25 protein-coding genes are annotated in these 24,135 nt (G+C 58.8%); 15 read left to right on the plus strand and 10 right to left on the minus strand.

All coding sequences use genetic code 11. The features are described from left to right. Positions 1-46: 46 nt before the first annotated feature. Complete coding sequence (locus tag WA928_RS08605; protein WP_424302227.1) at positions 47-2,245, minus strand: RelA/SpoT family protein; 2,199 nt, start codon at positions 2,243-2,245, stop codon at positions 47-49. A gap of 197 nt (positions 2,246-2,442) precedes the next feature. On the opposite strand from WA928_RS08605, the gene fdxA reads away from it, so the two are divergent. The 9 genes from fdxA (at position 2,443) to WA928_RS08650 (ending at position 10,390) form a co-directional block, all read left to right on the plus strand. Beyond that, positions 2,443-2,769, plus strand: coding sequence for a ferredoxin FdxA (fdxA, locus tag WA928_RS08610; RefSeq protein WP_350381948.1), 327 nt, complete (start codon positions 2,443-2,445; stop codon positions 2,767-2,769). A 258-nt stretch (positions 2,770-3,027) separates the two neighbouring features. Continuing rightward, a complete protein-coding gene (locus tag WA928_RS08615; RefSeq protein ID WP_424302232.1) occupies positions 3,028-4,245 on the plus strand; it encodes a polyhydroxyalkanoate depolymerase in 1,218 nt (405 codons plus the stop codon). Positions 4,246-4,271: 26 nt separating this feature from the next. Further along, entirely contained in the window at positions 4,272-4,883 is a 612-nt protein-coding gene (locus WA928_RS08620) for an RnfABCDGE type electron transport complex subunit B (protein WP_424302235.1), read from the plus strand. Then, positions 4,880-5,518 (plus strand): endonuclease III, encoded by a 639-nt coding sequence (gene nth, locus WA928_RS08625; protein ID WP_424302238.1) that lies wholly within the window; start codon positions 4,880-4,882, stop codon positions 5,516-5,518. The genes WA928_RS08620 and nth overlap by 4 nt, the downstream gene beginning before the upstream one ends. Before the next feature lie 137 nt (positions 5,519-5,655). Further along, positions 5,656-6,438: an ABC transporter ATP-binding protein gene (locus WA928_RS08630; RefSeq protein ID WP_424302531.1), complete on the plus strand. Its 783-nt coding sequence runs from the start codon at positions 5,656-5,658 to the stop codon at positions 6,436-6,438. Then, positions 6,435-7,151 carry an ABC transporter ATP-binding protein gene (locus WA928_RS08635; protein WP_424302241.1) on the plus strand — a complete coding sequence of 239 codons (717 nt, stop codon included), beginning with the start codon at positions 6,435-6,437 and terminating at the stop codon, positions 7,149-7,151. Before WA928_RS08630 ends, WA928_RS08635 begins: the two co-directional genes overlap by 4 nt. Positions 7,152-7,209: 58 nt before the next feature. After that, positions 7,210-8,421: an ABC transporter substrate-binding protein gene (locus WA928_RS08640; RefSeq protein ID WP_350381938.1), complete on the plus strand. Its 1,212-nt coding sequence runs from the start codon at positions 7,210-7,212 to the stop codon at positions 8,419-8,421. 101 nt (positions 8,422-8,522) lie between these two features. Next, entirely contained in the window at positions 8,523-9,410 is an 888-nt protein-coding gene (locus WA928_RS08645) for a branched-chain amino acid ABC transporter permease (RefSeq protein ID WP_424302245.1), read from the plus strand. After that, the gene (locus WA928_RS08650) at positions 9,407-10,390 is read left to right on the plus strand and encodes a branched-chain amino acid ABC transporter permease (protein WP_424302248.1); all 984 of its coding nucleotides are present in this window, start codon (positions 9,407-9,409) and stop codon (positions 10,388-10,390) included. Before WA928_RS08645 ends, WA928_RS08650 begins: the two co-directional genes overlap by 4 nt. A gap of 89 nt (positions 10,391-10,479) precedes the next feature. Here WA928_RS08650 and WA928_RS08655 read toward each other — a convergent pair whose 3' ends face one another. From WA928_RS08655 to WA928_RS08675, 5 genes are all read right to left on the minus strand, one after another. Continuing rightward, the gene (locus WA928_RS08655) at positions 10,480-11,679 is read right to left on the minus strand and encodes an ABC transporter substrate-binding protein (protein WP_424302251.1); all 1,200 of its coding nucleotides are present in this window, start codon (positions 11,677-11,679) and stop codon (positions 10,480-10,482) included. A gap of 197 nt (positions 11,680-11,876) precedes the next feature. Beyond that, positions 11,877-12,665, minus strand: coding sequence for an ABC transporter ATP-binding protein (locus WA928_RS08660; protein WP_424302254.1), 789 nt, complete (start codon positions 12,663-12,665; stop codon positions 11,877-11,879). After that, positions 12,662-14,560 carry an ABC transporter permease subunit gene (locus WA928_RS08665; protein WP_424302257.1) on the minus strand — a complete coding sequence of 633 codons (1,899 nt, stop codon included), beginning with the start codon at positions 14,558-14,560 and terminating at the stop codon, positions 12,662-12,664. Before WA928_RS08665 ends, WA928_RS08660 begins: the two co-directional genes overlap by 4 nt. 3 nt (positions 14,561-14,563) lie before the next feature. Further along, positions 14,564-15,601, minus strand: a complete 1,038-nt coding sequence (locus WA928_RS08670; RefSeq protein ID WP_424302260.1) for a branched-chain amino acid ABC transporter permease — start codon at positions 15,599-15,601, stop codon at positions 14,564-14,566. Between the two features lie 7 nt (positions 15,602-15,608). Beyond that, on the minus strand, positions 15,609-16,778 hold the full coding sequence (locus WA928_RS08675) for an ABC transporter substrate-binding protein (protein ID WP_424302263.1): 1,170 nt from the start codon (positions 16,776-16,778) through the stop codon (positions 15,609-15,611). Positions 16,779-17,040: 262 nt separating this feature from the next. On the opposite strand from WA928_RS08675, the gene msrB reads away from it, so the two are divergent. Genes msrB through WA928_RS08695 form a run of 4 tightly spaced genes read left to right on the plus strand, consistent with a single transcriptional unit; the run spans position 17,041 to position 19,128 of the window. Further along, entirely contained in the window at positions 17,041-17,448 is a 408-nt protein-coding gene (gene msrB, locus WA928_RS08680) for a peptide-methionine (R)-S-oxide reductase MsrB (protein WP_424302266.1), read from the plus strand. After that, a complete protein-coding gene (locus tag WA928_RS08685) occupies positions 17,445-18,032 on the plus strand; it encodes a septation protein A (RefSeq protein ID WP_424302269.1) in 588 nt (195 codons plus the stop codon). Before msrB ends, WA928_RS08685 begins: the two co-directional genes overlap by 4 nt. Continuing rightward, positions 18,029-18,334, plus strand: coding sequence for a BolA family protein (locus WA928_RS08690; RefSeq protein ID WP_424302272.1), 306 nt, complete (start codon positions 18,029-18,031; stop codon positions 18,332-18,334). The genes WA928_RS08685 and WA928_RS08690 overlap by 4 nt, the downstream gene beginning before the upstream one ends. Beyond that, positions 18,331-19,128, plus strand: a complete 798-nt coding sequence (locus WA928_RS08695; protein WP_424302275.1) for a peptidylprolyl isomerase — start codon at positions 18,331-18,333, stop codon at positions 19,126-19,128. The genes WA928_RS08690 and WA928_RS08695 overlap by 4 nt, the downstream gene beginning before the upstream one ends. 70 nt (positions 19,129-19,198) lie before the next feature. Here WA928_RS08695 and wrbA read toward each other — a convergent pair whose 3' ends face one another. Both wrbA and WA928_RS08705 read right to left on the minus strand, forming a co-directional pair. Continuing rightward, on the minus strand, positions 19,199-19,789 hold the full coding sequence (gene wrbA, locus WA928_RS08700) for an NAD(P)H:quinone oxidoreductase (protein ID WP_350381925.1): 591 nt from the start codon (positions 19,787-19,789) through the stop codon (positions 19,199-19,201). A gap of 83 nt (positions 19,790-19,872) precedes the next feature. Continuing rightward, positions 19,873-20,193 (minus strand): BON domain-containing protein, encoded by a 321-nt coding sequence (locus tag WA928_RS08705; protein ID WP_417276429.1) that lies wholly within the window; start codon positions 20,191-20,193, stop codon positions 19,873-19,875. Between the two features lie 265 nt (positions 20,194-20,458). Here WA928_RS08705 and WA928_RS08710 point away from each other — a divergent pair, with 265 nt between their 5' ends. Next, a complete protein-coding gene (locus tag WA928_RS08710; protein ID WP_424302280.1) occupies positions 20,459-21,157 on the plus strand; it encodes an MBL fold metallo-hydrolase in 699 nt (232 codons plus the stop codon). A gap of 83 nt (positions 21,158-21,240) precedes the next feature. After that, the gene (locus tag WA928_RS08715; RefSeq protein WP_424302283.1) at positions 21,241-22,320 is read left to right on the plus strand and encodes a permease; all 1,080 of its coding nucleotides are present in this window, start codon (positions 21,241-21,243) and stop codon (positions 22,318-22,320) included. Positions 22,321-22,418: 98 nt separating this feature from the next. Here the strand turns inward: WA928_RS08715 and WA928_RS08720 are convergent, their stop codons facing one another. Together WA928_RS08720 and WA928_RS08725 are read right to left on the minus strand one after the other, a co-directional pair. Further along, positions 22,419-23,414 (minus strand): glutathione S-transferase family protein, encoded by a 996-nt coding sequence (locus WA928_RS08720; protein WP_424302286.1) that lies wholly within the window; start codon positions 23,412-23,414, stop codon positions 22,419-22,421. 138 nt (positions 23,415-23,552) lie between these two features. After that, a complete protein-coding gene (locus WA928_RS08725; protein ID WP_424302289.1) occupies positions 23,553-24,011 on the minus strand; it encodes a DUF4148 domain-containing protein in 459 nt (152 codons plus the stop codon). Between the last annotated feature and the right edge of the window lie 124 nt (positions 24,012-24,135).

Genomic DNA, 24,135 nt, shown 5'->3' on the forward strand with positions numbered 1-24,135 from the left:
AGCGGCGTCTGTCAGGCGGGCAACTACCTTTGCCGTGTGGTAAAGGCTACTGGCGACTGGCCTGTACGCCCGAGAGCTCGTTGACAGCGTCCAGGGCCTGACGGATCTGCTGGCCGTCACGCACCTCGATGGTAAACACCATATGGGCCAACGACCGGCGGCTGTGCGTGGTAACGCGCACGACACGCAGGCGCAACCGCGCAAACACCTCGGAAAGGTCGCGCAAGAGGTTGGGCCGATCCTGAGCATGGATGCTGAGGTCTACCGGATACAGCGCCTGGCCGGTATCGCCCCATGCGACATCGATGCAGCGCTCGGGTGACTTGCGGGCCAAGGCCGCCCAGGAGGCACAGTCGCGGCGATGAATGGACACACCCCGGCCACGCGTGACAAACCCTTCGATGGCATCAGGCGGCGCCGGACGACAGCAGCGCGCCAGCTGCGTTAGCAGAGAATCCACCCCCACCACCAGCACCCCGCTTTTACCGGTGCGCGACACGCTGCCCGCATCACTGGCATAGACGCGCGCTTCATCAGTGGCCACCGGCGCGGCATCAGGGTCACGAAACACGTAATCAATCTGACGCAGGCTGAATTCTTCTTTGGCAGCAGCGACATAGAGATCATCCGCCCGCGCAAAGCCCAGTTGCTGAGCCAGCTGCTCTTGATTGACGGCAGTTTTACCCAGGCGTTGGAGCTCTTTTTCGACCAGTACCTGCCCTTGTGCAATACGCTGCTGAAGCTCGACGGCATTGAACCAGGCCCGCACCTTCGCGCGTGCCCTGGGGCTGGCCAAAAAGCCCAGTTGCGGATTGAGCCAGTCGCGCGAAGGGCCGCCCGACTTGGCCGCCAGAATTTCGACGGTTTGCCCGGTTTTGAGCGGTGTGGACAAGGGCACCATCTGGCCATCCACGCGCGCCCCCCGGCATCGATGCCCCAGATCGGTGTGCAGCAGATAAGCGAAGTCTACCGGTGTGGCGCCCTCGGGAAGCTCGAGTACGCGTGCCTGGGGCGTCATGACATAAAGACGGCGCTCGGCCTGGGGTGCCTGCGGAGCAGGTGCTGACCCACCTTCTTCCTGCCAGGCCAGCAGCTGGCGCATCCAGGCAATTTTTTGATCGTAATCGCCCGCGGCGGCCACCTGCCCACCACGCGCACCGGCTTCTTTGTAGCGCCAGTGGGCGGCCATCCCAAACTCGGCAAACCGGTGCATCTCTTGGGTGCGGATCTGAATCTCGAAGACGCGCCCCTGCTGATCGGCCACCACGGTGTGCAAGGAGCGATAGCCATTGGGCTTGGGCCGGGAGATGTAATCGTCAAATTCTTCGGGTACTGGCGTCCAGAGCGCGTGCACCAGTGCCAGCACTGCATAGCAGGTGCGTTCGTCAGGCACAATCACGCGCAGAGCCCGCAAATCAAACAGCTGGTGAAACTCCAGATGCTTGTTGCGCATTTTGTTCCAGATACTGTAAATGTGCTTGGGGCGTCCGCTGATGTCGGCCTGAATATGCGCATCCTCCAGTGCCGCCTGCAGCCGCTGAACCACCTCGTCGATAAATTGCTCACGCTCGGTACGTTTTTCTTCAAGCTGCCGGGCAATAGCCTTGTAGGTATCGGGCTGCAAGAAACGAAACGCGAGATCTTCCATCTCCCATTTCAGTTGCCAGATACCCAGCCGGTTGGCCAGCGGCGTATACAAAGACATGGTTTCGCGGGCAAACTGCACCGGACAGGGCGTGTGCGTGGCAGCATACCAGCGCAAGGATTGCAGGCGCGACGCCAGACGCATCAACACAATGCGAAGATCTGCGGCCATGGCCAGCAACATCTTGCGCTGCATCTCTTTTTGCTCGGCCCCGGATTCTGATCCCACCTTGCCGGTAATCTCGCCCAGGTGCAGCAGCGCACGCGCACCCTGCACCAGCGTGGCAATTTCTGGCCCGAACGCCTTGCGCAGGGGATCCGAGTGGGAGAGATCGCCTGCAGGCACCGGCTGAACCGCCAGCAGTGCGGCTGCTCGCGTAGGAGCATCCGAGCCCAGGTCTCGAAGAATCAGAACCACTGCGGCACAATGTGCAGACAGGGGTTCGCCGGTACTGGCCAAGGCGTTGTGTAAAGGCTCACGAACCCAGTCGACGGCGTCTTGCAGCACTTGCCGGCCGCCGGCATCCAGCCCCTCCGCCGCTTGGCCCAGCCAGCTGGCATCAAAGGGATCTACCGGGGAAACATCAGACGGAGTGCTCATGGACAGACGACAGCAAGCAATAGCAGTCCTCTATACTACTTGACTCGCCGGTGCCGTGGCAGCCGAATTTCGCATAAGAATCCGCCCCGGTACCCGCCATCCCTACCCTCATATCAGGCTCTTGGGGTTCTCCCGGATAAATTCGGTAAAATCCTGTTTGGCCTTCAGTGGCCGTGTTTGCCTGACGGAGTACCCACATGACCCACGTTGTCACCGAAAACTGTATCAAATGTAAATACACCGACTGCGTCGATGTCTGTCCGGTCGACTGTTTTCGCGAGGGGCCCAATTTCCTGGTGATCGATCCCGAAGAGTGCATCGACTGCGCTGTTTGCGTGCCCGAGTGCCCGGCCAATGCCATTTTTGCCGAAGAAGACGTTCCTCAGGATCAGGTCGACTACATCCCGCTCAATGCCGAGCTCGCCCCCACTTTTGGCCCCATCAACCGGTCGATTCCCGCACTGGATGGTGCCGACGACTGGAACGGCATCGCCGACAAGCTCAAGTACCTCGAACGCCCGTAGCCGCTCCAACCATCCCTCACACCTCTGCAAAAGCCTTTAAAACCTTAAATAAACACTTCCAGCTATTCGGCCACCTCCATGGCCACCCCACCGCCAGGCGCGGCGGTTGTCTGCAAAATCCCACAATATCGCTTCCGTACGGCCAATATCGGGTAATTCCGGTAGCGCACCGTAACGTTTACCAGTACCGTGGGTCTGGACTACCGATACGACGACGCATGAACTGCGCCGGCCCTGACCTCCGGAACGCACCCATCTATGCTGTACGACCTCCACGAACTCCAGCGCTCATTCCTCGCGCCTTTCACTGCTTTTACCGAAACCGGCTCTCAGCTGTTTTCCAACCCGTACAGTCCGCTGGCCTACACGCCGCTCTCCCGGCAGTTTGCAGCCACCTACGAGCTGGCCCACCGGATGGGCAAAGAGTACGAAAAGCCCCAATGGCAACTGGACACCACCGTCATTGGCAAGCAAACCGTCGCCGTCCACGAGGACGTTGCCCTGGCGCAACCCTTTTGCCGCCTGATTCACTTTCGGCGAGACACGCAACGCCAGGATCCCTGTGTGCTGCTGGTGGCGCCGTTGTCCGGCCATCACGCCACTTTGCTGCGCGACACCGTGCGCACCCTGTTGCCCGAACACGACGTCTACGTCACCGATTGGATGGATGCCCGCATGGTGCCGTCGGAAAAAGGTACATTTGGCCTGGACGACTACGTTCACTACATCCAGACCTTTTTACGCCACCTGGGCCCCGACACCCACGTCATCTCTGTCTGTCAGCCCACCGTGCCGGTACTGGCGGCGGTTTCTTTGCTGGCGCAGGCCGATGAGTCCTGTCAGCCACGCAGCATGGTCATGATGGGTGGCCCCATCGATACCCGCAAATCGCCTACTCAGGTTAATCGCCTGGCCACCACCAAACCGTATGCCTGGTTCGAAGACAACCTGATCCATCGTGTGCCTTCCCGCTACGTGGGTGCAGGCCGCCTGGTGTATCCCGGCTTTCTGCAGCATGCCGGCTTTGTGGCCATGAATCCCGATCGCCACCTGAAATCCCACTACGAGTTCTACCTGCATCTGCTGCGCGGCGACGACAATGACGCCGAGGCGCATCGCCGCTTCTACGACGAATACAACGCAGTGCTGGACATGCCGGCGCGCTTTTACCTGGATACCATCCGCGTGGTGTTCCAGGAGTTTCGCCTGCCACAGGGCACTTGGGAAATCGACGGTACCACGGTCGACCCCGGTGCCATCCGCAAAACCGCCCTGCTCACCATCGAAGGCGAGCTCGACGATATTTCGGGGTCTGGTCAAACCCATGCCGCCCATCAATTGTGCGCTAACCTGGCTCCCTCCAAGCGCGAGATTCACACTGCCCAGGGTTGCGGTCATTATGGGATTTTCGCGGGACGCCGCTGGCGCAACCAGATCTGTCCTAAAATCTCGGCATTCATCCGCACACACGCCTGATCCCCCGCAGGGGCTCCGCTTTTTTCATGTCTTCACTCACTGATGCACTGGATGCCGTACTGCCACAAACGCAGTGCGGCCAGTGCGGCTTTGACGGCTGCCGGCCCTATGCACAGGCTATGGCCGAAGGCCGCGCCGAACTCAACCGTTGCCCACCCGGCGGGCCCGATACCATCCAGGCCCTGGCAAAGCTGTTGGGCAAGCCCGCCCAGCCGCTGGATCCGTCGTGCGGCACACATCAGCCGTTTCGAGTAGCGCTGATTGACGAAGAACACTGCATTGGCTGCACGCTGTGCATCCAGGCATGCCCGGTTGACGCGATCCTGGGGGCCAATCAGTGTATGCACACCATCATCGAAGCTGACTGCACCGGGTGCGAGCTGTGCGTGGCCCCCTGCCCGGTAGACTGCATCACCATGGTGCCTGCCGAACGCAGCTGGACTCACACAGACGCCCAGACCGCCCGTCAGCACTATCAGGCGCGCAACACCCGGCTGCAGGCACGACACGCAGAAACCCGGGGGCTGGCTGCCCGCACCCTGGCGAACAAGCCGGCTCTGGTGCCAGACGCCACCGAACACGACAAACAAGACCGCATCGCCCAGGCACTGGCGCGCGCACGGGCCCGACGCTCATGAAACGCACGGCCATCGAAGAATGCTTCCGGCGCTTGCGGGAGGCCAACCCCCATCCCAAGACCGAACTCGAATACGCCACACCCTTTCAGCTGCTGATTGCCGTGATGCTCTCGGCGCAAGCCACAGACAAGTCGGTGAATCTTGCCACCCGCCGGTTTTTTCCGACGCACGGCACGCCGGAGGGCATCCTGGCACTGGGCGAAGTCGGCCTTACCGAGGCGATTTGCACCATTGGCCTGTACAAAACCAAGGCCCGCAACGTAATCCGTACTTGCGAGCTGCTGCTGGAGCGACACGAGGGCCAGGTGCCCGACCAACGTGAAGCCCTGGAAGCCTTGCCAGGCGTGGGCCGCAAAACGGCCAATGTGGTGCTGAATACGGCGTTCGGGCAGATCGCCATGGCGGTGGATACCCATATTTTCAGGGTCTCCAACCGTACCGGCATCGCTCCCGGGAAAACCGTACTGGCTGTCGAACAGGCCTTGCTGCGGCGGGTACCCAAAGCGTATCTGCTGGATGCCCATCACTGGTTGATTTTGCATGGACGATACGTATGCGTGGCGCGCAAGCCCAAGTGCCCCCAGTGCCCGCTGGCCGATCTGTGCGAATATCCCGACAAAACCCGCCTTCCCTGATTTTTTGCTGCATCGCAGCATCAGTATTTACCATTAATGAACTGTGACAAACCCCTATGGAGGGGCCGTCAGATCCGTTTCATACTTACGCCATTGCGCTCATTGGCGCTGCACTGCGACAGGATACTTTCGGCACTATGGGCACAGATCAATCCACCATTCTGGAAACCCGCAACCTCACCAAAACCTTTTTGGGGTTCACTGCGGTCGATGACGTCAACCTACAGGTACAACGTGGCCACATTCATGCACTTATCGGCCCCAATGGTGCAGGCAAAACCACCTGTTTCAACCTGCTCACCAAGTTCCTGAAGCCGTCCCTGGGCAAAATTTTCTTCGAAGGCAAGGAAATCACCGGAGACCAACCAGCCGAGATCGCCCGTAAGGGGATCATCCGCTCGTTCCAGATCTCCGCGGTGTTTCCGCAATTGTCAGTGCTCGAAAACGTGCGCATCGCGCTGCAACGCAACACCGGTCTGTCCTTTCATTTCTGGCGCAGCGGATCCAGCCTGAAACCACTGAACAACCGCGCCCTGGAACTCCTCGCAGAAGTCGGCCTGGCCGATTTCGCACAAGAACTTACCGTCAATCTGCCTTATGGCCGCAAACGCGCTCTCGAGATCGCCACCACGCTGGCCATGGAGCCCAGCCTCATGTTGCTCGACGAGCCCACCCAAGGTATGGGCCACGAAGACGTCAATCGCGTCACGCAGCTCATCAAGCAGGTCAGCGCCGGTCGCACCATCCTGATGGTCGAGCACAACATGAAAGTCGTCTCTTCCATAGCCGACCGCATCACCGTGCTGGCGCGCGGCGCCGTGCTGGCCGAAGGCGATTATGCCGCCGTATCAAACAATCCCGCCGTCATGGAGGCCTATATGGGCACTTCCCAGGGCGAACTCGAAGGAGCCCAAGCATGAACAGCGCGCCTGCCCTCGAAATCTCCGATCTGCACGCCTGGTACGGAGAGTCCCACGTCCTGCATGGGGTCAATATGCGCGTCGAGCCCGGCCAGGTGGTTACCTTGCTGGGCCGCAACGGCGCCGGCCGCACCACCACGTTGCGCGCCATGCTGGGCCTTACCAGCAAGCGCACGGGCTCCATTTGCATCCAGGGCACCGAATCCATCCAGATGCCCACCTATCGGGTGGCGCACCTGGGCATTGGCTACTGCCCCGAAGAACGCGGCATCTTCGCGTCACTTTCCTGCGAAGAAAACCTGCTTTTGCCGCCCACAGTGGGCGACACGCTGGGCGGGGGTATGTCGCTGGCCGAAATCTACGACATGTTTCCCAACCTGCTCGAGCGCCGAAATTCACCCGGCACACGGCTATCCGGCGGCGAGCAGCAAATGCTGGCCGTGGCCCGCATCCTGCGTACCGGTGCCAACCTGCTGCTGCTCGACGAGATTTCCGAAGGCCTGGCACCCGTCATTGTTCAGGCATTATCCCGGATGATCACCACACTTAAATCCAAGGGATACACCATCGTCATGGTCGAGCAAAACTTCCGCTTTGCCGCCCCCCTGGCCGATCACTTCTACATCATGGAACACGGCCAGATTGTCGAGTCCTTTCCCGCCACCCAATTGCAAGAAAAGCAAGAAACCCTCGACAGCCTGCTCGGCGTTTAACCCCATCCGATCAAAACCCACTTGCCGGCTGGCCCGGCTCTCTATCAGGAGACACCACATGAAACTACGTACCCTATCTGCTGCACTGGCCGTTGCCGGTCTGGGGTTCGGTCTGTCCGCACACGCCGCAGGGATTTCTGACGACGTCATTCGTATTGGCTTTATCACTGATATGTCCGGGGTTTACGGCGACGTCGACGGCAATGGGGGCGCTGACGCCATCCGCATGGCCATTGCCGACATGGGTGGCGAAATCAACGGCAAAAAAATCGAGCTCCTCGCGGCAGATCACCAGAACAAGGCTGATATCGCCTCTGCCCGCGCCCGCGACTGGTTCGACACTCAAAACCTCGACATGCTGGTCGGCGGTACCAACTCCGCCACGGCCTTGGCCATGGCCGGTGTCGCTGCCGAAAAGAAGAAGCCCTTCATTGCCATTGGCCCGGGCTCATCTCTCCTGACCAACGACAAATGCACGCCCTACACGGTGCACTACGCCTATAACACCACTGCCCTGGCCAACGGCACGGGGTCTGCCGTGATCCGCGAAGGCGGAAAATCCTGGTTCTTCCTGACGGCCGACTACGCCTTTGGGCACTCCCTCGAGCAAGATACGGCCAAGGTGGTCAAAGCCAATGGCGGCACGGTGGTCGGCGAAGTCCGCGCACCGCTGTCCACCACCGACTTCTCCTCCTTCCTGCTGCAAGCCCAATCATCCGGCGCACAAGTGCTGGGCCTGGCCAACGCCGGGGGCGACTTCATCAACTCGGTGAAGGCTGCCAAAGAATTCGGCATCACCGAAACCATGAAACTTGCCGGCCTGCTGGTGTTCATCAACGACATCAACTCACTGGGCCTGGACAACACAGCCGGGTTGTACCTCACCACCCCTTGGTACTGGAACCAATCCGACGACTCCCGTGCCTGGGCCAAGAAGTTCTTTGACCAGCACAATCGGGCACCGTCCTTTCTGCAAGCAGGTGATTACTCTGCCGCCCTCAATTACCTCAAAGCGGTCAAGGCCACTGGTACTGACGATGGCGATAAAATCATGGAATACCTGAAGTCGCATAAAATCAACGACATGTTCACCAAAAATGGCTACATCCGCAAAGATGGCCTGATGATGCACAGCATGTACCTGGCGCAAGTAAAACGGCCCGACCAATCCAAAGCGCCCTGGGATTACTACAACATCGTCCGTGAACTCCCGGCCGAGTCCGTCTACGGTCCCGAGTCCGCTTCCACCTGCCCCCTGATCAAGGGCTGATTCAGGTTGCAGCACCAGGGCCCCGTATCTATCCATCGCGGGGCCCTGGTGCAACCTGCTCCGGTTGTTTTATCCCCCGCCACAGCCTTTGACGCAGCGTTATGACAGAACTCTTCGGTGTCCCTATCCAGGCCTTGCTTGGGCAACTATTGCTCGGTCTGGTTAACGGCTCTTTTTATGCCGTACTATCGCTTGGGCTAGCCATTATTTTTGGCCTGCTCAACATCATCAATTTCACCCACGGTGCGCTCTATATGCTGGGCGCCTTCGTCGCCTGGCTGGGCCTCGAATACCTTGGCCTGAACTACTGGGTCATGCTCTTTGTTGCGCCCATATTGGTGGGGGCATTTGGCATCATCCTCGAACGCCTGCTGCTCAGGCGTCTCTACAAGCTCGATCCCCTCTACGGTTTGCTGCTCACATTTGGCCTCGCACTGGTCATCGAAGGAGTGTTCCGCAGCATCTACGGGGTCTCCGGGCAACCTTATTCCACGCCAGAACTCCTGAAAGGCGGTGTCAATCTGGGCTTTATGTACCTGCCCATTTACCGCGCCTGGGTTGTGGTGGCCTCCATCCTGGCCTGCCTGCTTACCTGGGGGCTCATCGAAAAAACCCACCTGGGGGCATTGTTGCGCGCCGGCACTGAAAACGCCAAACTGGTCGAGGCATTCGGCGTCAACGTGCCACTCATGATTTCGCTCACCTTTGGTCTAGGTGTGGGCTTGGCCGCCTTTGCCGGCGTGCTGGCCGCCCCCATCCTTCAGGTGTCACCACTGATGGGATCCAACCTGATCATTGTAGTGTTTGCGGTGGTGGTTATCGGCGGTATGGGATCCATCCTGGGATCCATCGTCACCGGTCTGGGCCTGGGCATCGTCGAAGGCTTCACCAAGGTGTTCTGGCCCGAGGCCTCCAGCACGGTGGTGTTCATCATCATGGTGATTGTGTTGCTGCTGCGTCCCGCAGGGCTGTTCGGGAAAGAATCATGAATCGACAACTGATTGGCTACCTGGTTGCAATCATCCTGATTGCAGCCCTCCCCACACTGGGTGCATACCCGATCTTCGTCATGAAGGTCATGTGCTACGCCCTGTTTGCCTGCGCCTTCAACCTGCTGCTGGGCTACACCGGGCTGCTTTCGTTTGGCCATGCCGCGTTCCTGGGCCTGGCGGGCTATGCCTGCGGGCAAGCACTGTCGATCTGGGGCTGGTCAACGCTAAGCGGGCTGCTGTTTGGCACACTCAGTGCCGCTGTACTGGGCCTGGGCTTCGGCCTGTTGTCCATCCGCCGCAGTGGCATCTACTTTGCCATGATCACCCTCGCGTTGGCGCAGATGCTGTTCTTCTATTTCCTGCAAGCGCCCTTCACCGGCGGTGAAGACGGCCTCCAGGGCATTCCGCGCGGCACACTGTTTGGCCTCGACCTCAGCCAGGACATCAACCTGTATTACGTGGTGATGGCCATCTTTGTGCTGGGCTATGCGCTCATCTGGCGTACGGTCAACTCTCCGTTTGGCCACGCGCTCGAAGGCATCCGCGAAAACGAGCCGCGGATGATCTCCCTGGGCTACCACGTCGACCGCTTCAAGCTGCTGGCCTTTGTGCTATCCGCAGCCTTGTCCGGCCTGGCAGGCGCCACCAAATCGGTTGTATTTGTGTCAGCCACCTTGTCCGATGCCACCTGGCAGATGTCGGGGATGGTGATTCTCATGACACTGATCGGCGGGATGGGTACGCTCACGGGCCCCGTGCTGGGAGCCATTATCGTGGTGGCCCTCGAAAACAAGGTCGGTGACATCGGCCGCTTCCTGATGAACGAAACCGGCATTGTGTGGTTCCGCGTACTGGGTGAGTCTGTCACGATCGTGATTGGCCTGATCTTTGTTGTGTGCGTACTGACATTCCGCCGTGGCATCATCGGCGAATGGCTGCACCGCCAGCAAGCCAAGCGGGCCGCCAAGGCAAGCTAGCGCAGCGTCTTACCTGCCACAAACAAATAGGGCTTCTCAAAGAGAAGCCCTATTTGCTGTTTTTACCAGCTGAAACTTAAATGCTGGTATCAGCCCTTGACCAGCGGGCAGCTGCTTGCGGACAAAGGCACTGAAACCAGATCAGCGGGCAAGGTACGCAGCACCTTGTAGTAATCCCAGGGCCCTTTGGATTCGGCCGGTGTCTTGACCTGAATCAGGTACATGTCGTGAGCCATCCAGCCATCTTTGCGAACAACACCGTTGTGGGCAAAGAAATCATCCACCGGAAGCTCGCGCATTTTCTCGGCCACCGTCTTGCCATCGGTGGTGCCGGCTGCTTTGACTGCCTTGAGGTAATGCATGGTGGACGAATACACGCTGGCCTGAACCATCCCTGGCTTGCGGTCTGTGAGTTTCTCGAAACGTGCCGAGAACTTGCGGCTGGCATCATCGCGATCCCAGTAGAACGGCGTGGTAGCCACCAGGCCCTGGGCTTTTTCGAGACCCAGTGCGTTGACGTCACTGATCACAATGCCCAGTGCAACCAATTTTTGGCCGGCCTTGGTGAGACCAAACTCGGCGGCCTGCTTGATGCTGTTGCTGGTATCGGCGCCTGCGTTAGCCAGGGCCACGGCTTGCGCCTTGGACGACTGGGCCTGCAGCAGGAAAGAGGCGAAATCAGAACCGCCAACCGGATGAAAGACTTCGCCCACAACCTTGCCGCCGTTTTTATCTACGACCTTGGTGAGGTCGGCCGCCAGTTGCTTGCCATAGGCATAGTCGGCTGCCAGAATGAACCACGACTTGGCGCCTTCTTTAACCAGGCCGGTGGCCGTACCGACAGACGACGCATAGGTATCAAACGCCCAGTGAAAACCGGTGGGCGAACATGCCTTGCCGGTAAGCGCAGCTGAAAACGGCCCGGAGGCGATGGTGATCTTGCCTTTTTCTTGTGCCAGACCCTGCACGGCCAAGGCCACGGCCGAGTTGGTGAGATCACCAATCATTTCGACGTGATCAAGATCGAACCACTTGCGTGCAATTGACGTACCGACGTCCGTTTTATTTTGATGGTCGGCAGACAGAACTTCGATTTTGCGGCCCAGAACCTCTCCGCCAAAGTCTTGCACAGCCATTTTGGCGGCAGTCACGGAGGTAACCCCGCCAAAATCCGAATACAGGCCAGACTGATCGTTCAGGATCCCGATGCGCAGGGGCTCTGCTGCACCCGCAAACTGCGGGATCGCCGCGGAAATTGCCAGACACAGCAACAACTTGTTCATCTTCATGGATTGCCTCCGTGGATTATGAGTATGTTGTCTGAGCGTATCGTTGGCACCGAGAACGTGTCAATGCGACAGAACCCTGCCTGCCGTTACGGAAGGTAGGGCCTGCAAATGCGCATAAAGACGCAATCCACCGCGGGACTATGGATGGGGATCGGGACGCTTTTGACCGCAGAAGCCGAGGCAAAAATAAAGGCAGCTTAAGTGCGCTGGCGCGCACCGCTGAGGCCGAGATAGCTTTCGAGCACCTGCGGGTGATTGGCCAACGAAGCGGCACCCCCCTGAAGCACCACTGCACCGGTTTCCAGCACATAGCCGTAGTCGGCCACATGCAAGGCCGCCCGTGCGTTTTGCTCGACCAGCAAAATGGATACCCCGGTACTGCGCAGCTGAGAGATGGTCTGGAAGATCTCACGCACTACCCGGGGTGCCAACCCCAGGCTGGGCTCATCGAGCATCAATAGCGACGGCCGAGCCATCAGTGCCCGCCCCAAGGCCAGCATCTGGCGCTCTCCGCCCGACAATGTGCCGGCAGCCTGCCCGGCGCGCTCGCGCAACCGGGGAAACAGGGCATACACATCATCCAGCGTGTCGCGCCAGCCCCGCACGCCAGCCCGATGCAGGCGAAACCCGCCCAACAGCAGGTTATCCTGTACAGACATGCTGGCAAACAGCTCGCGGCGCTCGGGTACAAGCGTCAGCCCCAAGCCAACCCTTTGCTCGATATCCCAGCCCTGAACAGCCTGGCCCTGAAACAGAATCGATCCATGGCTTTGGCCTCTTGGAGGCAGTGCCCCCATCAGCGCGTTGAGCAAGGTGGATTTGCCCGCCCCATTGGCGCCGATCACCGTGACAATCTGGCCCTTACCCACCTGCAGGTCAGTAGGATCCAGTGCTGCTACTTTGCCATACTGCACCGTCAGGCCGGTGACCTGCAAAATTGAAGTATCCGGAGGGTTCAAGGCCGTCTGGCCTGCGGAGGGGATCATGGGCGTGCCCCCGTTGCAGGCGCCATGGGCAAGCCACTCGACGCGTCAGGAGCGGCCAGGGTAGTTGCCGCCGTGGCTGCGCCTGAGCCGGCAGGTGCACCCCAGGTTTCATCCAAGCCGCCCAAATAGGCCTCCAACACCGCCGGATTACGCTGAATCTCGGACGGCACGCCTTCGGCCAGCCGGGTGCCAAAATCCATCACCAGCAGGTGGTCGGTCAGATTCATCACAAAATCCATGTCGTGTTCTACCAGCAGCAGGCTCATGCCCTCCTGGCTCAATTGCTTAAGCACTGCCGACAGCGCCTGTTTTTCTTGATAACGCAAGCCAGCCGCGGGCTCGTCGAGCAACAGCAAGGCGGGATCACCACATAGGGCACGCGCGATTTCAACAATGCGCTGCCGACCCAAGGGCAAGCTGCCCGCCGCATGATCCATGACATCACCCAGACCCACGCGCTGCAGCTGCCGGGCGGCTTCATGCAGCAGCGAGGCTTCGCTGGCACGATCCAGCCGCAATGCCGCCTTTGCGACACCCGCCCGGCTGCGCAGGTGGGCGCCCAGTGCCACGTTATCGAGCACCGACATATCCGACAGCAGCTGGACATGCTGGAAGCTGCGCACCAGACCACGACGGGCAATCTCGTGCGCAGGCAGGCCGTCGATGGGCTGGCCCATAAAACGCACATGGCCGCCACTGAGAGGCAACACCCCGCTGATGAGATTAAAGGTGGTGCTTTTACCGGCGCCGTTGGGCCCGATCAGGCCCATGATCTCGCCGGCGTTGAGATTGAAGCTGATATCGTTGACAGCCACCAGGCCGCCAAACTCTTTGCGCACCTGGTCAACTTCGAGCACCCGTTGACCCGCTTCCGGCAAAGGCCGCTGTGGCAACGGGTCAGCATCCTGGTACCAGGGCACAGGTTTGGCTGCAGTTGCCTGATGGCGCCCCAGCCAGCGGCCCAGGCGGGCAATCAGCGGCCAGATGCCGTCGCGGGCAAACTGCAGCACCAGGATCATCAGCACCCCAAATGCAAGCAGCTCGAGGTTGACACTGGTACCCACCAGGGCGGGCAAGACGTTTTGCAGCTGGTCTTTGATGATGAGAATGCTGGCCGCACCGGCCACAGCCCCCCACACGCTGCCCGCGCCGCCCACCACCGCCATGAACAGGTATTCGATGCCATAACCAAGGCCAAACGGGCTGGGGCTGACGGCACGTTGCATGTGCGCATACAACCAACCCGACACACTGCCCAGCAAGGCGGCATAGACAAACACCACCACCTTGTAATGTGCCAGATCCACACCAAAGGACTCGGCCATAGAGCCACTGCGCAAGGCCCGGATGGCCCGGCCCGCCCGGGAATCCAGCAGATTATGGGTGGCCCACAAGGCTAGCAACAACACCAGCCAGATCAGCAGATACATCGACTGGGTACTACCTAGTGACCAGCCGGCAATCGACAGCGCCGGGATACCTGCGATGCCATCGTAGCGGCCGAGAAAATCCAGATTGCCATACAGGTAATACAGCGCCAGGCACCAGGCTAGCGTGCACAACGGCAGATAGTGGCCCGACAAGCGCAGCGTGATGGCCCCCAGGCCATAGGCCACCAGGCAGGTAAGCAACAGGCCGGCCAACAAGCCCAGCCAGGGCGATACACCCATTGCTGTAGACAGCCAGGCTGTGCTGTAGGCCCCGAGGCCCACAAAGGCAGACTGGCCAAACGATGTCATACCGCCCACACCTGTTAACAGCACCAGGCCCAGCACCACCAGGCTATAAAGCCCGATGTAGTTCATCTGGGTGATCCAGAACGGGGGCACCCCCGGCAGCCAGGGCAGGCATAACAGCACAGCCAGCGCCAGGGCTTGTATCCAGCGTCGCGACATGGCTCAGTCCTCCTCGTCCAGCTGAACACTGCCAAACGAGCGCCACAGCAGCACCGGGATAATCAGCGTAAACACGATCGCCTCTTTGAAGGGGCTGGCCCAAAACGAGGAAAAGGCCTCGAGCACGCCCACAAACAGGGCCCCCGCAGCCGCGATGGGATAACTGACCAGCCCACCAAAAATAGCGGCGACAAAACCCTTGAGCCCAATCAGGAAGCCCGTGTCGTAGTAAATCGTGGTGATGGCGGCAATCAGCATGCCCGACAGAGCCCCGATGGCAGCCGCCAGGGTGAATGTCAGGCTGCCCGCCATTCGCGTGCTGATGCCCACCAAGCGGGCCCCGCGCCGGTTGACGGCGGTGGCACGCAAGGCGCGGCCATACAGGGTACGGCCAAAAAACAGCCACAGCGCGGCAATCAGCGCAGCACAAAGCGCCAGCACAGCAAAGGTCTGTGCTGTCCATTGCACCGGGCCGATCTGGATGCTGCCCTCAAGCAGCGCAGGTGTGCGCCAGCCTTCAGCACCAAAAAAGATCAGGCCCAGGCCAGTGAGCGCAAAATGCACAGCCACCGAGATGATGAGCAGTACCAGCACGCTGGCCTGCTCTACGGGCTGATACACCAGGCGATAAATCATCGGCCCCATGGGGATGACCAACGCCAATGCAAACAGCACCCGCACCGGTAGTGGCACATCGGGCCCCGCCACCCAGGGCGACATCCACAGGAGAACCAGCGGCAGCACCAAGGCCCAAAGCGCAGTACGGCCCAATCCACGCCATTGCCCCGATCGCCAGGCCGAAAATGCCTCGACCAGCAATACCAGCCCTCCCAGCAGCACCAGTAAATAGGCCGTGCCGGGCACCTTGCCATTGGCCAGGAACGCCAGCGACAAGGCCCCAAAGGTGACGAACTCACCCTGGGGGATAAAAATGACCCGGGTGACCAGGAACACCAGAACCAGCGCCAGCCCCAAAAGGGCATAAATGGCGCCGTTCAGGATGCCGTCCTGCAGGAGAATCAGGGCAATGGTTAAATCCATGACAGGTTTAGAGATCCGGCTGATATGTCCACTTGCCATCAACCACCTTGACCATCACCCGGCCGCGCACATCCAGGCCTGCGTGTTCGGTGGGGCTCATGGTGAAGATTCCTTGAGACGCCGGCAGCTCTTTGACTTGCTCAAGCGCATCGCGCAACGCTGAACGGAACTCGGGCGTCCCGGGCTTGGCGCCGGTTTTCAGGGCACGCGGGATTGCATCCTGAATCAACTGGCCCGCATCCCACATATGTCCGCCAAAGGTGTTGGTAGACCCCACACCGTATTTGGCCTCGTAGGCTTTGACATACACCAGTGCGCTTTTCTTGACCGGATTGCTGTCGGGCAACTGGGCCGCCACCAGCAACGGGCCGGCCGGCAAAATCATGCCTTCGCAGGCCTTGGCGCACACGCGCAGCACATCGTTATTAGCCGCACCGTGTGTTTGATAGATCTGGCCCTTGTAGCCGCGCTCGACCAGCTCTCGCTGGGGCAGTGCCACCGGCGTGCCGGATGCGGCAATCAGGATGCCATCAGGTTTGGCTGACAATAACTTGAGCACCTGCCCTGTGACACTGGTGTCGGGCCGGGCGAAGCGCTCGGCAGCCACTACCTTGATGCCCTTGGCTTGCGCTGCAGCTGTCATTTCTTTCAGCCAGCCATCACCGTAGGCATCGCTAAAGCCGATGAAGCCAAGGGTTTTGATGTTTTGCTTGACCATGGCATCGGCCAGGGCCCCTGCCATCAGGGCATCATTTTGGGGTGTCTTGAAGACCCACTTGCGCGGGCCGTCTACGGGCTCTACCAGCTTGGCGTTGGCGGCCACGCTGATCATGGGCGTACCGGTTTCGGCAGCCACATCCGACATGGCCAGGGAGGCAGGCGTCACGGAAGTACCCAGCACCACATCGACGTGGTCTTCAGCTGTGAACTTGCGGATGTTTTTGACCGCCTGAGTAGTATCTGTGGCGTCGTCCAGCACGATGTATTCCACAGACTCGCCACCGATCTTGGTGGGCAGCAGTGCCACAGTGTCTCGCTCGGGAATACCCAAGGACGCTGCCGGCCCGGTGGCCGACACGGTAACCCCTACCTTGATTTGTGCCGACACGGCCAGTGGCAAAGCTGCCAGCAGGGCCGCTGCGCCCAGGGTGAGGCGAAAGGAACGTGCAAATGTCATGCTTGTCTCCGTGTAAATTGGGCCGCGTCCGACACAAGCGGCGTACTGCCCGGTAATTTTTGTTGCCGTGCAATTGAAGATTACAAAACCAGCCAATTTCGGCATGAATCATAATCGGCGGTCATATTATCGCAGGCTGCCGCAATTTGCTGCTCAATACAGCCCATGCAAACCCTGACACCCAAAATGCAACCTGGCGTGACCACGGGGGACAAGCTTGAAAAAGTCGTTTACCATAAGCAGCTTACAGGTTTAAACGTACATGGCTGTTTCTGTGGATAAAGATACACACACCGACGCCCACTGGCGCCAGCAGCTCTCGGCAGACGAGTTCGCCGTCACCCGCCTCAAGCACACTGAACGTCCCTTCACGGGCCGCTACTGGGATAACCAGCAGGCCGGCACCTATGTGTGCGTATGCTGCAACACTCCGCTGTTTGTGTCCGATACCAAATTCGACGCAGGCTGCGGCTGGCCCAGCTACTTCGAACCTGTCAGCCCCGGCTGCGTCATCGAAGAACGCGACACCAGCCACGGCATGGTACGCACCGAAACCCTGTGCGCCAATTGCGGCGCTCACTTGGGGCACGTGTTTCCGGATGGCCCACCACCCACGGGCCTACGCTATTGCATCAACTCCCTTTCTCTCAAGTTCATCCCGGCCGAATGAAAAAATTTCTTTTCGACCTCTTCCCGCTGATCCTGTTTTTTGTCGCATTCAAATTTGCCGACATCTACGTAGCCACTGGGGCCGCCATGGCTGCAGCCATCGGCCAGATCTTATGGCTGCGGCTCACGCATCGCGCCATCGAACCCACGCACTGGATCAATCTCTCGGTGATCGTCATCTTTGGCGGCGCCACGCTGCTGTTTCACGACGACACCTTCATCAAATGGAAGCCCACCGTACTGTATTGGCTATTTGCCGGCATTTTGCTGGGTGCACGCCTGTTTATGGGACGCAACCTGATGCGTCGTTTGATGGGCGATAAAGTTGCCCTGCCCGAGGCCGCCTGGAGCCGCCTGAACGACAGCTGGGCTGTGTTTTTCATTGCTTCGGGTGCGCTTAATTTGTACGTGGCGTTCTCCGGCCGTTTTACCGAAGCGCAGTGGGTCAATTTCAAGGTGTTTGGCCTGATGATCCTGCTGCTGCTGTTTGTGGTGGTGCAGTCCGTTTGGCTGGGCCGCCACATTCAGGCCGATCACGCCTCGAGCAACACCCAGGCCCCGGCCAACAGCAACGATCCCACATGAGCCCCACCCCGCCTCTGCCTGCGACAGGCACCGATCTTTCGCAGCTGCTGCATCAGCGACTCCAAGCGCTGGCGCCACAGGCGTTAAACCTGATCGACGAATCCCATCTGCACGCAGGCCATGCGGGCGCAAAAAACGGCGCACGGCACTTTCGCGTACAAATCGTGTCCAAACAATTTGAGGGGCTCGGAACCCTCGCACATCATCGGCTTGTGTATGATTGCGTGCGGGATCTGATGCCCCATCCGATTCACGCGCTGGCCATCGAGGCTGGCACTACCCCAAAAGAAGGACTTTCATGAAACGTATCGCTGTTGTCGCGCTGGCTTGCTCGCTGGCTTTACCCGTCTATGCCAAAGACCTCGTCACCGTCAACGGGCAGGGGATCTCTCAAGAAAAATTTGACCAATTTGTAAGCCTGCTGGTTACTCAGGGCGCCAAGGATTCACCCCAGCTGCGCGATCAGGTAAAGCAAGAGATGATCAACCGTCTGGTGGCCGTGCAAGCGGCCAAAAAGGCTGGTCTGGATAAAGACCCAGCAGTGAAGCAGGAAACCGAACTGGCCAGCCAAAGCATTTTGGTTCGTGCCCTGATGGCCAAGTACCTGAAAGACAATCCGGTCACCGAAGCTGATCTGCAAAAAGAATACGACAGTATCAAGGCCGAACAAGCCGATCACAAAGAGTACAAGCTGCGCCATATCCTGGTAAAGGAAGAAGCCCAGGCCAAGGCCCTGATTAAGTCCATCAAAGCCAAAAAGGTGACCTTTGAAGCTGCGGCCAAAAAGGATTCCATCGACACGGGCAGCGGTAAAAACGGCGGCGAACTTGGCTGGGGCCCCACCAGCAACTATGTTCCCGAGTTTGCCCAAGCAGTTGAAAGCATGAAAAAAGGCGACATCAGCAGCGAACCGGTGAAAACCCAGTTTGGCTGGCATATCATCCAGGTAGAGGATGTTCGCCCGGTGGCTTTCCCTTCGTTTGAGGAAGCCAAGCCTCAACTCGAAGAAATGATGCGCCAGCAAGCGCTGTCCAGCTATCAGAAAGGCCTGATGAAAGAAGCCAAGATCGAAGACGATAGCGCCGCCGCCAAGTAAAGTCTCTGGTAACGGCAACAAAGACAAGGGCCTCTTGCGAGGCCCTTGTCTTATTTACAAGCCCGCTGTATCAAGCCAGTTTTTCTGCAAACTGCACCAGACGGCGTGCCTGGTGGCCAATGGCGGCCTTCACGTCGTCAGTAAATGGCTTGCCCTGAGTGTGGCTGTAGCCATAAGGATTACCGCCTACCTTGAAAATAGAGGGGTCTGTAAACCCGGGGGCCACGACAATGCTGCCCCAATGGCAAACAGTGGCGTAAAACGACAAGATAGTAGCCTCCTGGCCACCGTGATCGTTTTGCGCCGAGGACATCGCCGAGATAGCCTTGTTGGCCAGGCCACCTTTTGCCCACAGGCCACCAAGGGTATCGATAAAAGCACGCATCTGGCTGGCCATCACACCAAAGCGCGTGGGGCACGAAAACAGATATGCATTGGCCCATTCCATATCGGCAGCCGTAGCGGCGGGCACATCAGCGGTTTTGTCGGCCTGGGCTTTCCAGGCTTCTTGGCCGGCCACCACCGCGGCAGGTGCGGTTTCGGGTGCTTTTATCAAACGCACCTCGGCACCTGCTGCTCGCGCGGCTTCGGCTGCAATCGACGCCATCTGGTAATTGGTGCCATACGTAGAGTAATAAATAATCGCGAGACGAACGGACATAGGAGCTCCAAAAAAGTGACGCCCGCAAAGGCGTCACTGGCAGTGGCGCAATAATCTTTTGCGCCCCCAAAGCAGGCGGAAGATCAGGGCTTCACGATGAGGTTATTATGCACTGAAGTAACGCCTTTGACTCTACTGGCAATTGTGCCCGCACGATCTTTTTCGTTTTGGTTTTTGACAAAACCAGACAGCTGAACCGTACCACCATCCATGGTTTTGACATTAATGGCCGTGGCAGAGGTTATGGGATCTTCAGCCAGCTTGGCCTTAACCTGCGCAGTGACCGCAGATCCATCAATGTACTCTCCCATTGTTTCCTGATTGTTCGCAACCGAGCAACCTGCCAGCATCACAGCCGACGCAGCCGAAAAGGCAGCGATCATCAAAGCGCGAGTGATTTTCATGGTTTTTAGCTCCTTGAAGTGTGCTTACATGTTACGCGTGACGCCTTTTGTGATGGCTACCAGTTGCGACGTATTCCCACCCAATTGTAACAATGACATGGGATGATCTCTCAACCTGCTGATTTACAGGATTAAATATCGTCAGAATCTCTGGCTGGCGCTTAGGTACACAGCACAATGCCTGTCGCAGCTTGGGTTCTGGTGCGATACTATATTTTCATAAGATATATGTCTATTTCTTCAAGAAATATTGGAGTGCGCCATTATGCTGTTCCGCCAGTTTTTCGACGTTACCTCCAGTACATATACCTATCTGCTGGCCAGTGCCATCGGGCGTGAAGCCGTTCTCATCGATCCCGTCAAAGAACAAGTCGAGCAATACATTCTTGCCATCCAACAGCTCAATCTGCGCCTGGTCAGGGCCATCGACACCCACACACACGCCGACCACATCACGGGCCTGGGCGATCTGCGCGAACTCACGGGTTGCATCACGCTGATGAGCGAATTTTCAAAAGCCCAGTGCGTTTCTGCACACGTCAAAGAAGGCGATCTCCTGGACATTGACGGCGTCAAGCTCAAGGCGCTGTACACCCCCGGCCATACCAACGAGTCCTTCAGCTTTGTTCTCGACCCCGACAGCCCCCGTGCCGTGTTTACAGGCGACGTCCTGCTGATCCGCGGCAGCGGCCGCACCGATTTCCAAAACGGCGACCCTGGCGCCTCGTGGGATTCGATCACCCAAAAGCTGTTCACTTTGCCCGATCACACCACCGTGTACCCTGCCCACGATTACAAAGGCTGGACCGCCTCGTCGATTGGCGAAGAAAGGCACCACAACCCACGCGTGGCAGGCAAAACACGGGATGAGTACATCCAGATCATGAACGGCCTTAATCTGCCCAACCCAAAAATGATGGACATTGCCATACCTGCCAACCTGGTCTGCGGACGGCCTGCTTAGATACACCGGGCCACCCAGGCCGCAATACCTGGCGTATTGGCCCGCATACTGCCTGAGTTTAGGGGTGTAAAATTCGCCCCACCATGAGCCATACTCACACCTCCTCTCTGCGCGCCCCACACCCTACCTGGGGCATTATTGTTTTTATCCTGATCGCCGCGATCGGCCTGTACTTTGTGAAGTGGTCGCCCTACTACGACCGCAGCTTTGTTGCGGCCGAAACCCATTCGATCGGAGCATCCATATTGGCGGGCGCTGATGGTGCTGTGCCCGCAGCCTCCTGGCAGGCCGCACTGGATTATGCCATCCGCTACGGCAAAGCCATCTGGCAAGCCATGCTGCTGGGCCTGTTGTTGGGATCAGCTCTGCAAGCCCTGTTACCCTCGCAGTGGATACGCCGCTGCCTGGGCGGCCTGAGCATGGGCAGCGTGGTGGCCGGTGGCCTGCTGGCCATCCCCAGCATGATGTGCACCTGCTGCTCGGCCCCTGTGGTAGCCGGGATGCGCCGCTGCCAGGCAGGCCCTGGCAGCACGGTTGCCTGGTGGTTGGGCAATACCATGCTGAACCCCGCTACTCTGGTGTTTATGGGATTTGTGCTGGGCTGGCATTGGGCCGGCTTACGCCTGGGGCTGGGGCTGGCCATGGTACTGAGCCTCGGATGGTTGCTTAACCGCATCAACCGCGGGGCCGATCGGCCAGACATGCAAGAAGCTCTACCCATGGATCCAGAAGAGCCCGAACAATCGATGCGCGCCGGAGCCATCCTGCAACGCTGGGCACGGCTATTTGCTGGCATGGCCATGCGCCTGCTGCCTGAATACCTGATTTTGGTGCTGCTGCTGGGTGCAGCCCGCGCCTGGCTGTTCCCGGTGATCGACATCAGCGTGGACAACAGCCTCTTGTGGATCGTGGGTGCCGCCGTTGTCGGCATGCTGTTTGTGATCCCCACTGCAGGCGAAGTGCCCATGGTGCAAGCCATGCTGTCACTGGGCGTGGCTGCCGGCCCTGCCGCAGCCTTGCTGATGACCCTGCCGCCCATCAGCCTGCCCTCGCTGGCGATGGTGGCCAAAGCGTTCAAACCCAAAGAACTGGCTGCATTGATGGCCAGCGTAGTGGGCTTTGGTGTGCTGGCTGCAGGATTGGCGATCGGATTGGGGTTTTAGGGGGTGGGCGTTAGAGCGGCAATGTCCGACGATTTTGAAATACTACTGAAGCCGTAACCGCCCTACTACGCCAGACTGTTGCTTACGTAAGCTCCTGTTTATACGTGCGGTTGCAACGGTGCTATCTTGCGATTTGGCGCACGATCCAGATCCAGAACGGGGCCGCTTGGCACAATGCCGTTGGGGTTGATGGTGGGGTGGCTGCGGTAGTAGTGCTGCTTGATGTGGTCAAAGTTAACCGTCGCGGCTACGCCAGCCCACTGGTAGAGTCCACGGGTATAGCTCCACAGGTTCTCGTAATCAGACAAACGCTTCAGGTTGCACTTGAAGTGTCCGTGGTAAACCGAATCAAAGCGGATCAGCGTGGTAAACAGGCGCCAGTCGGCTTCGGTGATGCGATCACCCACCAGATAGCGTTGGTGGCCCAGCATGATTTCGAGCTTGTCCAGATAGGCAAACAGCTTTTTGACTTCCTGCTCGTAGACGACCTGATCCGTTGCAAAGCCTACTTTGTAGACGCCATTGTTGACGGCATCATAGACCTCGGCATTGATGGCATCGATTTGCGGCAGCAATTCTGCCGGGGCGTAATCGCCTTCACTGGCGCAGATACCATCAAAGGCAGAGTTGAGCATGCGAATGATTTCGGACGACTCATTGCTGACGATGGTGTTGCGATGCAAATCCCACAATACCGGGACAGTGACGCGCCCACTGTAGTCCAGCCGGGCACGCTGATAGACTTCATACAGGTAATGCGCTTGCCCAACGGGGTCGGCCACGACACCAGGGGCGGGCTCAAATGTCCAGCCGCGCTCACCCATGTACGGGTTGACCACCGACACGCTGATCATTTTTTGCAGACCTTTCAGTGTCCGCAGGATCAGGGTGCGATGCGCCCAGGGGCACGCCAGCGACACATATAAATGGTAACGGCCGGGTTCAGCCCTGAAGCCACCCGTACCAGTCGGGCCGGCGCTGCCATCGGGCGTCACCCAGTTACGAAACTGTGCATCACTGCGTACGAAACGCCCGCCCGTACTGGCAGTGTCGTACCACTGGTCATGCCATTTTCCGTCTATCAGAAGTCCCATGTCAGCTCCTTATGATCGAGGCGCCACGCGGGCGCCTCTTTTGATGCATTTGATACCGGGAAGCCGCTGCTGCGCCGACCGCCGATGGCGGCTTCGATTTATCCAGCGCAGGGCTGCTTCCGATGTTTGCCTGCTACCTTACGCAGGATAGTTTTCCGGGAATAGCTGGTTCAGGCGCTGGCCGCTTTGACCAACCATAATGTTACCGGTACGAATCGCTTCAGTGAGTTCTGCCTGGACTTGCGTGCGGCTCTTGCTGGCAACATGTTGTGCAGGGTAGTTTTCCGGGAACAGCTGGTTCAGGCGCTCACCACTTTGACCAACCATAATGTTGCCGGTACGGATGGCTTCTGCGAGTTCAGCTTTAACTTGTGCGCGGGTCTTTTCGGCAACATGTTGTGCAGGATAATTATTTGGGTAAAGTTCGTTCAGCCGGTATGCGCCTTCGCCCACGGTGTAGTTACCGGTGCTGATGGCTTGTGCCAGCTCGGCCTTGACCTGGTCGCGGGTGACGGGGGCGTTGTCGGCGGCCATGGCTTGGCCGGCAAACACGGCTGAGAAGGCAAGAGCAATGGCTGAGATTTGAGTGCGTGTCATGATCAGTTTCCTTTACATCAATCAGTTAGGTGTACCAAACGAAATATTCTTGAGTAGCTTCAGCAAGTGATTTACTGCGTTAGCTCGTCGATGTGGTAACTTTAAAACTTCCTGATAAATGAAT

It is taken from the genome of Castellaniella sp., assembly GCF_049651205.1.
Lineage (GTDB): Bacteria > Pseudomonadota > Gammaproteobacteria > Burkholderiales > Burkholderiaceae_B > Castellaniella.

Excerpts from the sequence above, each read along its gene's own strand:
- WA928_RS08670 (WP_424302260.1), bottom strand. The coding sequence starts at position 15,601 with ATGGATTTAACCATTGCCCTGATTCTCCTGCAGGACGGCATCCTGAAC.
- WA928_RS08710 (WP_424302280.1), top strand. The coding sequence starts at position 20,459 with ATGCTGTTCCGCCAGTTTTTCGACGTTACCTCCAGTACATATACCTAT.
- WA928_RS08705 (WP_417276429.1), bottom strand. The coding sequence starts at position 20,193 with ATGAAAATCACTCGCGCTTTGATGATCGCTGCCTTTTCGGCTGCGTCG.
- WA928_RS08660 (WP_424302254.1), bottom strand. The coding sequence starts at position 12,665 with ATGATCCCCTCCGCAGGCCAGACGGCCTTGAACCCTCCGGATACTTCA.
- WA928_RS08665 (WP_424302257.1), bottom strand. The coding sequence starts at position 14,560 with ATGTCGCGACGCTGGATACAAGCCCTGGCGCTGGCTGTGCTGTTATGC.
- WA928_RS08675 (WP_424302263.1), bottom strand. The coding sequence starts at position 16,778 with ATGACATTTGCACGTTCCTTTCGCCTCACCCTGGGCGCAGCGGCCCTG.
- wrbA (WP_350381925.1), bottom strand. The coding sequence starts at position 19,789 with ATGTCCGTTCGTCTCGCGATTATTTATTACTCTACGTATGGCACCAAT.
- WA928_RS08725 (WP_424302289.1), bottom strand. The coding sequence starts at position 24,011 with ATGACACGCACTCAAATCTCAGCCATTGCTCTTGCCTTCTCAGCCGTG.
- WA928_RS08635 (WP_424302241.1), top strand. The coding sequence starts at position 6,435 with ATGAACAGCGCGCCTGCCCTCGAAATCTCCGATCTGCACGCCTGGTAC.
- WA928_RS08695 (WP_424302275.1), top strand. The coding sequence starts at position 18,331 with ATGAAACGTATCGCTGTTGTCGCGCTGGCTTGCTCGCTGGCTTTACCC.
- WA928_RS08685 (WP_424302269.1), top strand. The coding sequence starts at position 17,445 with ATGAAAAAATTTCTTTTCGACCTCTTCCCGCTGATCCTGTTTTTTGTC.
- WA928_RS08640 (WP_350381938.1), top strand. The coding sequence starts at position 7,210 with ATGAAACTACGTACCCTATCTGCTGCACTGGCCGTTGCCGGTCTGGGG.
- WA928_RS08650 (WP_424302248.1), top strand. The coding sequence starts at position 9,407 with ATGAATCGACAACTGATTGGCTACCTGGTTGCAATCATCCTGATTGCA.
- WA928_RS08655 (WP_424302251.1), bottom strand. The coding sequence starts at position 11,679 with ATGAAGATGAACAAGTTGTTGCTGTGTCTGGCAATTTCCGCGGCGATC.
- WA928_RS08620 (WP_424302235.1), top strand. The coding sequence starts at position 4,272 with ATGTCTTCACTCACTGATGCACTGGATGCCGTACTGCCACAAACGCAG.
- WA928_RS08645 (WP_424302245.1), top strand. The coding sequence starts at position 8,523 with ATGACAGAACTCTTCGGTGTCCCTATCCAGGCCTTGCTTGGGCAACTA.
- WA928_RS08715 (WP_424302283.1), top strand. The coding sequence starts at position 21,241 with ATGAGCCATACTCACACCTCCTCTCTGCGCGCCCCACACCCTACCTGG.
- WA928_RS08630 (WP_424302531.1), top strand. The coding sequence starts at position 5,656 with ATGGGCACAGATCAATCCACCATTCTGGAAACCCGCAACCTCACCAAA.
- WA928_RS08690 (WP_424302272.1), top strand. The coding sequence starts at position 18,029 with ATGAGCCCCACCCCGCCTCTGCCTGCGACAGGCACCGATCTTTCGCAG.
- msrB (WP_424302266.1), top strand. The coding sequence starts at position 17,041 with ATGGCTGTTTCTGTGGATAAAGATACACACACCGACGCCCACTGGCGC.
- WA928_RS08615 (WP_424302232.1), top strand. The coding sequence starts at position 3,028 with ATGCTGTACGACCTCCACGAACTCCAGCGCTCATTCCTCGCGCCTTTC.
- WA928_RS08605 (WP_424302227.1), bottom strand. The coding sequence starts at position 2,245 with ATGAGCACTCCGTCTGATGTTTCCCCGGTAGATCCCTTTGATGCCAGC.
- fdxA (WP_350381948.1), top strand. The coding sequence starts at position 2,443 with ATGACCCACGTTGTCACCGAAAACTGTATCAAATGTAAATACACCGAC.
- WA928_RS08720 (WP_424302286.1), bottom strand. The coding sequence starts at position 23,414 with ATGGGACTTCTGATAGACGGAAAATGGCATGACCAGTGGTACGACACT.
- nth (WP_424302238.1), top strand. The coding sequence starts at position 4,880 with ATGAAACGCACGGCCATCGAAGAATGCTTCCGGCGCTTGCGGGAGGCC.